The organism is Agromyces zhanjiangensis (genome assembly GCF_040496055.1).
Classification (GTDB): Bacteria; Actinomycetota; Actinomycetes; order Actinomycetales; family Microbacteriaceae; genus Agromyces; species Agromyces zhanjiangensis.
Window position 1 is genome coordinate 1 of sequence record NZ_JBEPKB010000005.1, and the last position, 12,276, is coordinate 12,276.

The following is a 12,276-nucleotide window of genomic DNA, read 5'->3' on the forward strand; positions in this document are numbered from 1 at the left end:
CATGCTGCCCTACGTCGTCACGATCCTCGCCGTCGCCGGATTCGTCGGCAAGGTCCGCGGACCCGCCGCAGCCGGCAAGCCCTACATCAAAGCCTGACCGAGGAGCGTCACCGATGACCGACCACCAGTCGACCGACTGGGGCCACCTTCGCGAGATCGCCCGCGAGGCGATGGCGAAGGCGTACGTCCCGTACTCCCAGTTCCCCGTGGGCGCCGCGGCCATCGCCGACGACGGCCGCGTCGTGAGCGGGTGCAACGTCGAGAACGCGTCGTACGGCGTGACCCTCTGCGCGGAGTGCTCGCTCGTCTCGGCGCTCGTCATGTCGGGCGGCGGCAAGCTCGTCGCCTTCACCTGCGTGGACGGGCACGGCAACGTCCTGATGCCGTGCGGCCGCTGCCGCCAGCTCCTCTACGAGCACTCGGCCGAGGGCATGGTGCTCGAGACCGTCTCGGGGCTGAAGACCATCGATGAGGTGCTGCCCGACGCGTTCGGTCCGCGACAGCTCGCCGAGTACCGAGGAGAGAGCTCATGAACGCCGTCGAGGCCTTCGACGCCGTCGACCTGATCCGCACCAAGCGCGATCGAGGCGAATTGTCCACCGACCAGATCGACTGGCTGGTCGACGCGTACACGCGCGGCTACGTCGCCGACGAGCAGATGTCGGCGATGGCCATGGCGATCTTCCTCAACGGGATGAGCCGCCGTGAGATCCGCGACATGACGATGGCGATGCTCGCCTCGGGCGAGCGCCTGGACTTCTCGGCGCTCGGCAAGCCGACGACCGACAAGCACTCGACGGGCGGCGTCGGCGACAAGATCACGCTGCCGCTGATGCCGCTGGTCGCCTCGTTCGGCGTGGCCGTCCCGCAGCTCTCGGGGCGGGGCCTCGGGCACACCGGCGGCACGCTCGACAAGCTGGAGTCCTTCCCCGGCTGGCGCGCCGAGCTCTCCAACGAGGAGGTGTTCGCCCAGCTGCGCGACGTGGGCGGCGTCATCTGCGCCGCCGGCGCCGGGCTCGCCCCGGCCGACAAGAAGCTCTACGCGCTGCGCGACATCACGGGCACGGTCGAGGCCATCCCGCTCATCGCGTCGTCGATCATGTCGAAGAAGATCGCCGAGGGCACGGGCGCGCTCGTGCTGGACGTGAAGTTCGGGTCGGGCGCGTTCCTGAAGGACATCGAGCGCTCGCGCGAGCTGGCGCGCACGATGGTCGAACTCGGCGAGGACGCCGGGGTCGCGACCTCGGCGCTCCTGACGAACATGAACGTGCCGCTCGGGCTCACGATCGGCAACGCGAACGAGGTCCGCGAGTCCGTCGAGGTGCTCGCCGGCGGCGGGCCGGCCGATGTGCGCGAGCTCACGATCGCGCTCGCGCGCGAGATGCTCGAGCTCGCCGGGGTCGCGGACGCCGACGTGGAGCGGGCGCTGGACGACGGCCGCGCGATGGACACGTGGCGCGCCTCGATCCGCGCCCAGGGCGGCGACCCCGACGCCCCCATGCCCGTCGCCAAGGAGCAGCACGTCGTGACGGCCGATCGCGACGGCGTCCTCCTCCGGCAGGACGCGCTGTCGTTCGGCATCGCCGCCTGGCGCCTGGGCGCGGGTCGCGCGCGCAAGGAGGACCCGGTGCAGCACGCGGCCGGCATCGACCTGCACGCGAAGCCCGGAGACGAGGTCCGCGCCGGCCAGCCGCTGTTCACGCTGCACGCCGACCAGCCCGCTCGCTTCGCGCGCGCCCTCGAATCCGTCGAGGGGGCGTGGGAGATCGGCGACGCCGGCGCGGAGGTCCAGGACGGCGGCCCGCTCATCGCGGAGCGCATCGGGCGCTGACGGCGAGCCGGTCCGCCGTGCGCGGCTGCCCGTCGCGTGCCGTCGTACGCAGGGATTTCCCTGCGTCGATCCGCGCGCACGCCGCTATCGTGGTGGGGTGGACACGCACGCGACCGAATACCGGATCGAGGGAGACGGCACCGACATCCGGTCGCTGCCGAAGATCTCGCTGCACGATCACCTCGACGGCGGCCTGCGGCCGCAGACCGTCATCGAGCTCGCCGATGAGGTCGGGTTCGAGCTCCCCGAGACCGAGGCCGATGATCTCGGTCGATGGTTCGCCGACCAGTCCGACTCGGGTTCGCTCGTCGAGTACCTGAAGACGTTCGACGTGACCACCGCGGTCATGCAGACGCGCGACGGCCTGGCGCGCGTCGCCCGCGAGTTCGTCAACGACCTCGCCGAGGACGGCGTGATCTACGGAGAGGTCCGCTGGGCGCCGGAACAGCACCTCACGCGGGGACTCTCGCTCGACGAGGCCGTGGAGGCGGTGCAGGCGGGCCTCGAGCAGGGCGTCGACGACGTGCGGCGCCAGGGGGCCCGCATCCGAGTCGGCCAGCTCATCACCGCGATGCGGCACGCCGACCGCGGACTCGAGATCGCTGAGCTCGCCGTGCGTCACCGCGATCGCGGCGTCGTCGGCTTCGACATCGCGGGTGCCGAGGCGGGCTTCCCGCCGAGCCGGCACCGCACCGCGTTCGACTTCCTCGCGACCCGCTTCATGCCCGTCACGGTCCACGCCGGCGAGGCCGACGGCCTCGAGTCGATCCGGAGCGCCCTGTTCGACGGGCGTGCGCTCCGCCTCGGCCACGGCGTGCGACTCGCGGAGGACCTCACCATCGAGCGGCAGGACGACGAGAACACGTACGTCTCCCTCGGCCCGATCGCGCAGTGGGTGCGCGACCGCGAGATCGCCCTCGAGACGAGCCCGTCCTCGAACCTGCAGACCGGCGCCATCGCGGCGTGGGGAGACGAGCTCGTCGACCATCCCTTCGACCTGCTCTACCAGCTCGGGTTCCGCGTCACCGTCAACACCGACAACCGCCTCCAGTCGGGCACGTCGCTCACCCGCGAGCTCGCCCTGCTCTCCGATGCGTTCGGCTACGACCTCGATGACTTCGAGGTCTTCCAGCTGAACGCCGCCGCGGCGGCGTTCCTTCCGCTCGACGACCGCGAGGACCTCGTCGAGCAGATCCAGGACGGCTTCGACGAGGCCTGACCCGATCCTCGGCGCGGGCCCGCCGCCGCAGCCCGGACGGACGCCGCTCCCACCACGACACCAGAACCACCCGCTGAACGGACATCGATGACCCTCCCTCCGCTTCCCGACGACGCGATCGTGCTGCGGGCCGACGTCGCCGACTGGCGCGCCGCCATCCGCGCCGCAGGGCATGCGCTGGCGCGGTCCGGGGCGACGCGTCCGGACTACACCGATCGCATGATCGACGTGCTGGTGGAGTTCGGCGCCTACATCGTGATCGCGCCGGGGCTCGCCCTCGCGCACGCCCGACCCGGGCCCGACGTGCGCCGGAGCGGCCTGTCGGTCGTGACCCTCGCCGAGCCCGTCGCGTTCGGCCATCCGCACAACGATCCGGTTCGGGTCGTCCTCGGCCTCGCCGTCTCCAACGCCGAGGAGCACGTCGCGAGCGTCGCCGACCTCGCGAACGTGTTCAACGAGCGCGACGCCATCGACCGCATCGCCGCCGCCGAGACGCCGGCCGAGGTCCGAGCGGTCCTGCGCGTCGCCGCCGACGGTGGCAGTCCGGCGACGGATGCCGCCGGGGCCCCGTCATGAGGATCGTCGCGGTCTGCGGTGTCGGCGTGGGGACGTCGGCCATCCTCAAGGGCAACGCCGAGCGAGCGCTCGACCGGCTCGGGCTCACCGCCGACGTCTCGGCGAGCGGTCTCGCCGGACTCCGAGAGGTCGCCGCCGATGCCCAGGTGGTGCTCACCTCGACTGAGCTCGCCGACCGCGTCCGCGAGGAACTCGGCCGCACGTGGGCGGAGATCATCGAGGTCGAGAACTACTTCGACGTCGAGGAGATCGGCCGGAAGCTCGACGCGTCGCTGGGCTGATCGCCGACGCGGCCGAGGCGGGCCGGCATCGCAGGCGCGGGATCGCTCGGGTGCGTCAGGCGACGAGCGCGCGCATCCCGGCCTCCAGGCGGGCGACGGCGTCGGACGCCGCAGCGCGACGCTCCTCAAGCGAGCCTTCGGTCGCCGCGGCGTCGATGTACACCTTGAGCTTCGGCTCGGTGCCGCTCGGGCGCACCATCACGCGCGCACCGCCCTCGAAGACGAGGCGGAGCACGTCCGACGGCGGGTACCCGTCGACCCCGGCAGCGAGATCGTCGATCCGCTCGACCCGGATGCCGCCCACCTCCGACGGCGGCCCGGCTCGCAGCCGAGCCATGACGTCGGCGATGCGCGAGAGGTCGGTCACGCGGATCGACACCTGGCTGGAGTCGAAGCGCCCGAAGCGCAGGGCGAAGTCGTCGAGGTGGTCGGCGATCGTGCGGCCCTCGGCGGCGAGGCGGGCTGCGAGCGAGAGGAACGCGACCGCCGCGGAGATGCCGTCCTTGTCGCGGACGGTGCCGGGGTTCACGAGGTAGCCCAGTGCCTCCTCGAACCCGAACACCAGCGCGGGGGCGCGCGAGATCCACTTGAACCCGGTGAGCGTCGCCCGGAAGTCGAGCCGGTGCGCGCGCGCCACCGCTTCGAGCCCTGGGGAGGAGACGATCGAACACGCGAGCGTGCCGTTCGAGCCCGCGGCCGCTTCGGCGACCTGCCAGCCGAGCAGCAGCCCGACCTCGTTGCCCGTCAGCCGGCGGTAGCCCTCGGGTTCGGCCGCGTCCGGGATCGCGACGGCGAGGCGGTCGGCGTCGGGGTCGTTCGCGATGATGAGGTCGGCGCCCGCGGCTCGCGCCGCCGCGAAGGACAGGTCCATCGCGCCGGGCTCCTCCGGGTTGGGGAAGGACACGGTGGGGAAGCGGCCGTCGGGCTCGATCTGCTCCGCGACGAGCGACGGCGCGTCGAAGCCGGCGGCCTCGAGTACGCGTCGCATCGTCTCCCAGCCGACGCCGTGCATGGCGGTGTAGACCACGCGCGGCTGCGCGGACGGGGCGGATGCCACGGCGGCCGTCGCGGCCACGTATGCGTCGACGACGGATTCGTCGGCCGTCTCGAAGGCGCCGCGCGGGAGCTCGGTGACCGGCGTCGTGGCGGCGACCCGGTCGATCTGCGAGGCGATCTCGGCGTCGGCGGGCGCGACGATCTGCGAGCCCTGGTCGGCGCCGCCGAGGTAGACCTTCATGCCGTTGTCGTTCGGCGGGTTGTGCGACGCGGTGATCATCACGCCGGCGCTCGTGTCGAGGTGCCGGACGGCGAACGCCAGCACGGGGGTCGGGAGCAGTCGGGGGAGCAGGATCGACCGCACGCCCGCGCCTGCCATCACCTCGGCGACGTCGCGCGCGAACGCCTCGGAGTTGCGTCGACCGTCGTAGCCGACGACCACGCTCGGCTCAGCGGCATCCGTCGACCGCTCGAGCAGGTGGGCGGCGAGGCCGGCCGCGCCCTGCGACACCAGCACGCGGTTCATCCGGTTCGGGCCGGCGGCGATCTCGCCGCGCAGTCCCGCGGTGCCGAAGGCGAGCCGCGCGTCGAAGCGATCGGCCAGGTCGGCGGATGCCGCGGCATCCGCCTCGCGCACGCGCGCGACGATCGCGGCGAGTTCCTCGCGGGTCTCGGGGTCGGGATCCTGTGCGATCCACGCCTCGGCGAGGGCGATGCGGTCGGCGTCGGTGAGTTCTGGCATCCGTTGCCTTCTCTCTCGGGTGCGGTGGGCGGCGGCCCGGTCGCGCGGACGTTCCGGTGTTCGGTTCTGCGGTGTCGTGGGCGGGCTAGGGCTGGATCGCCGCGACGACCTTCGCCAGCAGGTCGGAGATCCTGGCCTCGGCGTTGCGGCCTGCCTCGATGACCTCCTCGTGGCTGAGGGGCGTGGTCTGGATGCCCGCAGCCAGGTTCGTGATGAGCGACATCCCGAGCACCTCCATGCCGGCCTGCCGCGCCGCGATGGCCTCGAGTGCCGTCGACATGCCGACGATGTGCCCGCCGATGGCCTTCGCCATCTGCACCTCGGCCGGCGTCTCGTAGTGCGGGCCGCGGAACTGCACGTACACGCCCTCGTCGAGCGACGGGTCGATGCCCTTCGCGACGGCGCGGAGCCGCGACGAGTACAGGTCGGTGAGGTCGACGAACGTCGCGCCCTCGAGCGGCGAGTCGGCCGTGAGGTTGATGTGGTCGCTGATCAGCACGGGGCTGCCGGGCGTCCAGTGCTCCTTGATGCCCCCGGCGCCGTTGGTCAGGATCATCGTCGTCGCCCCCGCGGCCGCTGCGGTGCGGACCGAGTGGACGACCCGGCGCACGCCGTGTCCCTCGTAGTAGTGCGTGCGCGCGCCGATCACGAGTGCTCGCCGGCCGTCGGGCAGCGCGACCGAGCGGAGCGTGCCGACGTGGCCCTCGAGGGCCGGCTTCGAGAACCCGGGCACCTCGCTCGCGGCGATCGTGTGCGTGGTCTCGCCGATGAGCTCGGCGGCGGCGCCCCAGCCCGAGCCGAGCGTGAGTGCGACGTCATGGCGCTCGACGCCCGTGAGCTCCGCGATGCGCGCGGCCGCGTCGCGTGCGACGGCGAACGGGTCGGCGGAGGGGTCGTCGAGCGGATTCTGCTGCTGCATCCCCTCATCGTACGCAAGGGGCGGATGCCGCGGCAGGGCGTGCGCGCCGGCGTGCTCGTCTGCGCGCGCCATCCGCTCGCCCGCCCGCGTTCGCGCGCCCGCCCGCGTTCGCGCGCCCGCCCGCGTTCGCGCGCCCGCCCGCGCGTACGCGAGAATGGTCGCCATGCACACCACCTTCGAGCGCACCCAGAGGATCGCCGTACTCGGAGGTGGACCCGGCGGGTACGAGGCCGCCCTCGCCGCCGCACAGCTCGGGGCCGAGGTCACGCTCGTCGAGCGCGCCGGCGTCGGCGGCTCGGCCGTGCTCACCGACGTCGTTCCCTCGAAGTCCCTCATCGCCACGGCCGAGGCGTCGAACGCCGTGAAGGAGGCCGCCGACCTCGGCGTGCAGTTCTTCGCGCGCGGCGGCGACGCGAAGGCCGTGAAGCCGGATGTCGCGATCAACCTCCAGGCCGTGAACAAGCGCCTGCTCGGCCTCGCGGCGCAGCAGTCCGAGGACATGCGCACGAACCTGCTCGACGCCGGGGTGCGCCTCGTCCAGGGCGAGGGGCGACTCGACGGGCCGAACGCGATCATCGTCGCGACCGCGAAGGGCGGCACCGACTTCGACCGCATCGACGCCGACACGCTCGTCATCTCGACCGGCGCGACCCCGCGCGTGCTCCCGTCCGCCGTCCCCGACGGCGAGCGCATCCTGACGTGGACCGAGCTCTACGCGCTGAAGCAGGTGCCCGAGCACCTCATCGTCGTCGGCTCCGGTGTGACCGGGGCCGAGTTCGCGTCGGCGTACCGCGCGCTCGGTGCGAAGGTCACGCTCGTCTCCAGCCGCGAGCACGTGCTGCCCGGCGAGGACGCCGACGCTGCCGCGGTGATCGAGAAGGTGTTCAAGCGCAACGGCATGAAGGTGCTCTCGAAGTCGCGCGCCGACTCGGTCGTCGTCGACGGCGACGGGGTGCTCGCGACGCTCTCCGACGGTCGCGAGGTGCGCGGGTCGCACTGCCTGATGGCGGTCGGCTCGGTCCCGAACACGGCCGACCTCGGCCTCGAGGAGGCCGGCGTGCAGCTCGCCGAGTCGGGCCACATCCGCGTCAACCGGGTCGCGCGCACCTCGATGCCGAACATCTACGCGGCAGGGGACTGCACGACCTTCCTGCCGCTGGCCTCCGTCGCCTCGATGCAGGGGCGCACCGCCGTGTTCCACGCGATGGGCGACATCGTGAACCCGCCGGAGAACCGCAACATCACCTCGAACATCTTCACCCAGCCCGAGATCGCGACGGTCGGCTGGACCGAGAAGGAGATCGACGAGGGCGTCGTGCCCGGGACGATCTACAAGCTCCCGCTCGCGTCGAACCCGCGGGCGAAGATGATGGGCATCCGCGACGGGTTCGTGAAGCTGTTCGCCTCGGCCGGGTCGGGCGCGATCATCGGTGGCGTGATCGTGGCGCCGAAGGCGTCCGAGCTGATCTTCCCGCTCGCGCTGGCCGTCGAGCACCGGCTCACGGTCGACCAGTTCGCCGAGGCGTTCCCGGTCTACCCGTCGCTCACGGGGTCGTTGACCGACGCTGCGCGAGCGATGCACGTCGTGCGATAGCGCGCGCCGATCCGGCACTCAGGGGTCCTCGGCGATTCGACCCCTCGGCCGCGTGCCGGAAGGCGCCGGCGCGCGACGCGTCGTCGGTTGCGCGCCGTTGGCCTGCGCGTCCGCGGCCTACGCGTCGGCGATCGAGAGCAGGAGGTGGCCGCTCGAGACGGTCGTGCCGGGCTCGGCGTTGACCAGGCCGATGACGCCGTCCTTGTGCGCCACGATGGGCTGCTCCATCTTCATGGCCTCGAGCACGAGCACGAGGTCGCCCTTGACGACCTTGTCGCCCTCGGCGACCGCGACCTTGACGACGGTCGCCTGCATCGGCGCCGTCACGGCGTCGCCGGTCGACGTGTCGACGGCGTGGTGCGCGGCGCGGCGTCGCGGTGCGGGGCCGCGCGAGCCGTTCGTCGACGGTGCGCCCGCGAGGCGCTTCGGCAGCGACACCTCGATGCGGCGGCCGTCGACCTCGACCACGAGGGCGGTGCGGGCGCCGGGGCCCTTGGTCTCCGCGAGTTCACCGGTCCACGGCTCGAGCTGGTTGTCGTACTCGGTCTCGATCCACCGCGTGTACACAGAGAAGGGCTCGTCGCCCTCCGGGGCGAAGGCCGCGTTGCGGACGATGTCGCGGTGGAAGGGGAGCACGGTCGGCAGGCCGGCCACGTCGAACTCGTCGAGGGCGCGGCGTGCGCGCTCGAGCGCGTCCTTGCGGGTCGCGCCGGTGACGATGAGCTTCGCGAGCAGCGAGTCGAACGCGCCCGAGATCTCGTCGCCGCTGGTCACGCCGGAGTCGACGCGGACGCCGGGGCCGCCGGGGAAGCGGAGCTGGTGGATGGGGCCGGGCGCGGGCAGGAAGTTGCGGCCCGGGTCCTCGCCGTTGATGCGGAACTCGAAGGAGTGGCCGGTCGTCACCGGGTCGTCGTAGTCGAGCGTGCCGCCCTCGGCGAGGCGGAACTGCTCGCGCACGAGGTCGAGGCCGGTGACCTCCTCGGAGACGGGGTGCTCGACCTGGAGTCGCGTGTTCACCTCGAGGAACGAGACCGTGCCGTCCTGGCCGATGAGGAACTCGCACGTGCCCGCGCCGACGTAGCCGACCTCCTTGAGGATCGCCTTCGACGACTCGTACAGCAGGCGGTTCTGCTCCTCGGTGAGGAACGGCGCGGGCGCCTCCTCGACGAGCTTCTGGTGGCGGCGCTGCAGCGAGCAGTCGCGCGTGGACACCACGACGACGTTGCCGTGCTCGTCGGCGAGGCACTGGGTCTCGACGTGGCGCGGCTTGTCGAGGTACTTCTCGACGAAGCACTCGCCGCGACCGAACGCGGCGACGGCCTCGCGCGTCGCCGACTCGAAGAGCTCGGCGACCTCGCCGCGCTCGCGCGCGACCTTGAGGCCGCGACCGCCGCCGCCGAACGCGGCCTTGATCGCGACGGGCAGTCCGTGGTCGTCGACGAACTCGAGCACCTCCGCGGCATCCGCGACGGGGTTCAGGGTGCCGGGGGCGAGTGGCGCACCGACCTTCTCGGCGACGTGGCGGGCCGAGACCTTGTCGCCGAGGCGCTCGATGGCCTCGGGGGACGGTCCGATCCAGATCAGCCCGGCGGCGATGACGGCGCGGGCGAAGTCGGGGTTCTCGGCGAGGAAGCCGTAGCCGGGGTGCACGGCGTCGGCGCCCGAGCGGCGCGCGACCGAGAGGAGCTTGTCGATGACCAGGTAGGTCTCCGCGCTCGTCGAGCCGTCGAGGGCGTAGGCCTCGTCGGCGAGCTTGACGTGGCGCGCGTCGCGGTCCTGGTCGGCGTAGACGGCGACGGAGGCGAGCCCGGAGTCGCGGGCGGCGCGGATGACGCGGACGGCGATCTCGCCGCGGTTGGCGATGAGGACCTTGGTGATGCGACGCATGATGACCAAGCCTATTGGCGGATTCCCAGCCGCCCTTGGGCGGTCCACACAAAAAAGCGCTGCAGGTGTTTCGGTGAGCGACAACGAGGCGGATGCCTCCGGCCTCGGCGCGCGCCGGCGGCGCCCCGCACCAACCCTCCGGCGGCCGCGCCGGGCGCGGGAGTTCAGCGCCTGCCGAGGTCCCAGAGGTCGATCCAGTCGACGCCGAGCTCCCGGACGAGGTCGCGCAGCGTCGACAGCGAGAGCCCGACGACGGTGGACGGGTCGCCGTCGACGGATCGGATGAACGGACCCCCCAGGCTGTCGACGGTGAACGCGCCGGCCACCGCGAGCGGCTCTCCCGTGGCGATGTACGCGTCGATCTCCGCGTCGTCGAGGCTGGCGAACTCGACCACCGCGGACGCCGGGCGACCGACCGCGCCGCGCGCCGCGCCGCCCCGGTGGTCGATGACCCAGTGGCCCGACCAGAGCACGCCGGAGCGCCCGTTCTGCCCCGCCCACCGTTCGCGCGCGACCTCCGGGCGGTGCGGCTTGCCGTGCAGCACGCCGTCGACGAGGAACGCCGAGTCGCCGCCCAGGATCAGGCCGTCGATGGGCGAGCCGTCGACGTCGTGTCCGGCGATCGCCTCGGCCTTGCGCTGCGCGAGCAGCTGCACGAGCTCGTGCGGGGCGAGCGGCCCGTGCTCGGCCTCGTACGCGGCGACCGCGGCCGCCTCGTCGACGCCGGGTGCGACGAGCACGGGTTCGATGCCCGCCTGACGCAGCAGCTGACGGCGGGCGGGCGAGGTCGACGCGAGGTACAGGCGCATGCCTCCATCCTGCCGGTGCCGCTCCCTGCCCGCATTCGGCTCGGTGTGCGATGCTCGGACGATGGCCAACTCCCGTCGTCGTCCCGCCCGAGGCGCCCGCCCGGCAGGCGCTCGCCGCACGGCGCCGGCGCGCCCGGCCGAACCCGGTCCGGTGCTCGACCTCGACGTCGAGCGGATCGCGCACGGCGGCGTCGCCGTCGCCCGCCAGGAGGGCCGGGTCGTCTTCGTCGCCGACGCGATCCCGGGGGAGCGCGTGCGCGCCCGGGTGACGGACGCCGGGCACGACCGCTTCTGGCGCGCCGAGACGCTCGAGGTGCTCGACGCCTCGCCCGACCGCCGCGAACACGTCTGGGCGGAGGCATCCGTCGACCGCGCTCCCGAGGATCGCGTCGGCGGCGCCGAGTTCGGGCACATCGTGATGCGGCGGCAGCGCGAACTGAAGGCCGAGGTCCTCCGCGACGCCCTGTCGCGGATGGGCGGCGTCGAACGCGACGTCGAGGTGCGGTCGGTGGCCCCCGAGCTCGCCCCCGGCGCCGACCAGGAGTCGGGGACCGGGTGGCGCACCCGTGTGCGGCTGCACGTCGGCGCGGATGGCGCGGTCGGACCCTATGCCGCGCGCAGCCACCGGATCATCCAGGTGGGCTCGCTGCCGCTCGCCGTGGCAGAGCTCGAGACGATCGCGCCGATCGGCTCCGGCCGTCGCGCGGCCGGCACCGGATCGGGTGCCTCGGCGATCGACCTCGTCGCCCCCTCGACCGGTGCCGCGGAGCTCGTGGTCCGGGCCGCCGGGGAGCGACGCCCCGAGCATCCGCCGACGATCGTCGAACGCGTGGGCGAGCGGACGTTCACGCTCGACCGCGGCGGCTTCTGGCAGGTCCATCGGGGCGCGGCCGCGACGCTGACGCGTGCCGTGCAGGAGGCCGTCGACCCCGACCGGTTCGATCCGGAGGCGGAGAACCAGGACCTGTACGGCGGCGTCGGCCTGCTCGCGGCCGCGGTCGGCGACCGCTTCGGCGGCTCGACGCGGATCACGACCGTCGAGGCCGATCAGCGCGCGACCGAGCACGCCGGCGCCAACCTGTCAGACTGGGTCGGCGCGCGCGCCGTCTCGGACCGCGTCGACCGCTACCTCGACCGCCTCGTCGGCGAGGCGGATGCCTCGTCCCGCGGCCTCCGCGGTGCCACCGTGGTGCTCGACCCGCCGCGCGCCGGTGCGGGCCGCGCGGTCGTCGACCGCCTCGCGGAGCTGCGTCCCGCCCAGGTCGTGTACGTCGCCTGCGACCCGGTCGCGCTCGCGCGCGACGTGGCGACGTTCCGCTCCCACGGCTTCGAGCTCGAGGCCCTCGACGCGTTCGACCTCTTCCCGAACACCCATCACCTCGAGGCGGTCGCCCGATTCGCCGCTATCGTGTGAGGACGGTG

At 73.0% G+C, this 12,276-nt stretch carries 11 protein-coding genes; 7 read left to right on the forward strand and 4 right to left on the reverse strand.

Translation table 11 applies throughout. From position 1 onward, the window contains the following. Nucleotides 1-113 precede the first annotated feature (113 nt). From ABME02_RS10860 to ABME02_RS10880, 5 genes are all read left to right on the forward strand, one after another. Nucleotides 114-533 (forward strand): cytidine deaminase, encoded by a 420-nt coding sequence (locus ABME02_RS10860; RefSeq protein ID WP_353815338.1) that lies wholly within the window; start codon nucleotides 114-116, stop codon nucleotides 531-533. After that, nucleotides 530-1,831, forward strand: a complete 1,302-nt coding sequence (locus ABME02_RS10865; protein ID WP_353815340.1) for a thymidine phosphorylase — start codon at nucleotides 530-532, stop codon at nucleotides 1,829-1,831. The genes ABME02_RS10860 and ABME02_RS10865 overlap by 4 nt, the downstream gene beginning before the upstream one ends. Before the next feature lie 97 nt (nucleotides 1,832-1,928). Continuing rightward, nucleotides 1,929-3,050 carry an adenosine deaminase gene (locus tag ABME02_RS10870; RefSeq protein WP_353815341.1) on the forward strand — a complete coding sequence of 374 codons (1,122 nt, stop codon included), beginning with the start codon at nucleotides 1,929-1,931 and terminating at the stop codon, nucleotides 3,048-3,050. A gap of 87 nt (nucleotides 3,051-3,137) precedes the next feature. Then, a complete protein-coding gene (locus tag ABME02_RS10875; RefSeq protein ID WP_353815342.1) occupies nucleotides 3,138-3,626 on the forward strand; it encodes a PTS sugar transporter subunit IIA in 489 nt (162 codons plus the stop codon). Next, the gene (locus ABME02_RS10880) at nucleotides 3,623-3,907 is read left to right on the forward strand and encodes a PTS sugar transporter subunit IIB (protein ID WP_353815343.1); all 285 of its coding nucleotides are present in this window, start codon (nucleotides 3,623-3,625) and stop codon (nucleotides 3,905-3,907) included. Before ABME02_RS10875 ends, ABME02_RS10880 begins: the two co-directional genes overlap by 4 nt. Before the next feature lie 55 nt (nucleotides 3,908-3,962). On the opposite strand, the gene ABME02_RS10885 is transcribed toward ABME02_RS10880, so the two are convergent. Together ABME02_RS10885 and ABME02_RS10890 are read right to left on the reverse strand one after the other, a co-directional pair. Continuing rightward, nucleotides 3,963-5,645: a phospho-sugar mutase gene (locus tag ABME02_RS10885; RefSeq protein ID WP_353815344.1), complete on the reverse strand. Its 1,683-nt coding sequence runs from the start codon at nucleotides 5,643-5,645 to the stop codon at nucleotides 3,963-3,965. Between the two features lie 85 nt (nucleotides 5,646-5,730). After that, nucleotides 5,731-6,564: a purine-nucleoside phosphorylase gene (locus ABME02_RS10890; RefSeq protein WP_353815345.1), complete on the reverse strand. Its 834-nt coding sequence runs from the start codon at nucleotides 6,562-6,564 to the stop codon at nucleotides 5,731-5,733. A gap of 163 nt (nucleotides 6,565-6,727) precedes the next feature. On the opposite strand from ABME02_RS10890, the gene ABME02_RS10895 reads away from it, so the two are divergent. Then, nucleotides 6,728-8,158: an NAD(P)H-quinone dehydrogenase gene (locus ABME02_RS10895; protein ID WP_353815347.1), complete on the forward strand. Its 1,431-nt coding sequence runs from the start codon at nucleotides 6,728-6,730 to the stop codon at nucleotides 8,156-8,158. 117 nt (nucleotides 8,159-8,275) lie between these two features. Here the strand turns inward: ABME02_RS10895 and ABME02_RS10900 are convergent, their stop codons facing one another. Then, a complete protein-coding gene (locus ABME02_RS10900) occupies nucleotides 8,276-10,045 on the reverse strand; it encodes an acetyl/propionyl/methylcrotonyl-CoA carboxylase subunit alpha (protein ID WP_353815348.1) in 1,770 nt (589 codons plus the stop codon). A gap of 164 nt (nucleotides 10,046-10,209) precedes the next feature. Next, complete coding sequence (locus ABME02_RS10905; protein WP_353815349.1) at nucleotides 10,210-10,854, reverse strand: Maf family protein; 645 nt, start codon at nucleotides 10,852-10,854, stop codon at nucleotides 10,210-10,212. Nucleotides 10,855-10,915: 61 nt separating this feature from the next. Between ABME02_RS10905 and ABME02_RS10910 the strand changes: the two genes are divergently transcribed. Further along, complete coding sequence (locus ABME02_RS10910) at nucleotides 10,916-12,268, forward strand: class I SAM-dependent RNA methyltransferase (RefSeq protein WP_353815350.1); 1,353 nt, start codon at nucleotides 10,916-10,918, stop codon at nucleotides 12,266-12,268. Nucleotides 12,269-12,276: the final 8 nt, after the last annotated feature.

Excerpts from the sequence above, each read along its gene's own strand:
- ABME02_RS10890 (WP_353815345.1), bottom strand. The coding sequence starts at position 6,564 with ATGCAGCAGCAGAATCCGCTCGACGACCCCTCCGCCGACCCGTTCGCC.
- ABME02_RS10880 (WP_353815343.1), top strand. The coding sequence starts at position 3,623 with ATGAGGATCGTCGCGGTCTGCGGTGTCGGCGTGGGGACGTCGGCCATC.
- ABME02_RS10895 (WP_353815347.1), top strand. The coding sequence starts at position 6,728 with ATGCACACCACCTTCGAGCGCACCCAGAGGATCGCCGTACTCGGAGGT.
- ABME02_RS10910 (WP_353815350.1), top strand. The coding sequence starts at position 10,916 with ATGGCCAACTCCCGTCGTCGTCCCGCCCGAGGCGCCCGCCCGGCAGGC.
- ABME02_RS10860 (WP_353815338.1), top strand. The coding sequence starts at position 114 with ATGACCGACCACCAGTCGACCGACTGGGGCCACCTTCGCGAGATCGCC.
- ABME02_RS10875 (WP_353815342.1), top strand. The coding sequence starts at position 3,138 with ATGACCCTCCCTCCGCTTCCCGACGACGCGATCGTGCTGCGGGCCGAC.
- ABME02_RS10905 (WP_353815349.1), bottom strand. The coding sequence starts at position 10,854 with ATGCGCCTGTACCTCGCGTCGACCTCGCCCGCCCGCCGTCAGCTGCTG.
- ABME02_RS10900 (WP_353815348.1), bottom strand. The coding sequence starts at position 10,045 with ATGCGTCGCATCACCAAGGTCCTCATCGCCAACCGCGGCGAGATCGCC.
- ABME02_RS10885 (WP_353815344.1), bottom strand. The coding sequence starts at position 5,645 with ATGCCAGAACTCACCGACGCCGACCGCATCGCCCTCGCCGAGGCGTGG.
- ABME02_RS10865 (WP_353815340.1), top strand. The coding sequence starts at position 530 with ATGAACGCCGTCGAGGCCTTCGACGCCGTCGACCTGATCCGCACCAAG.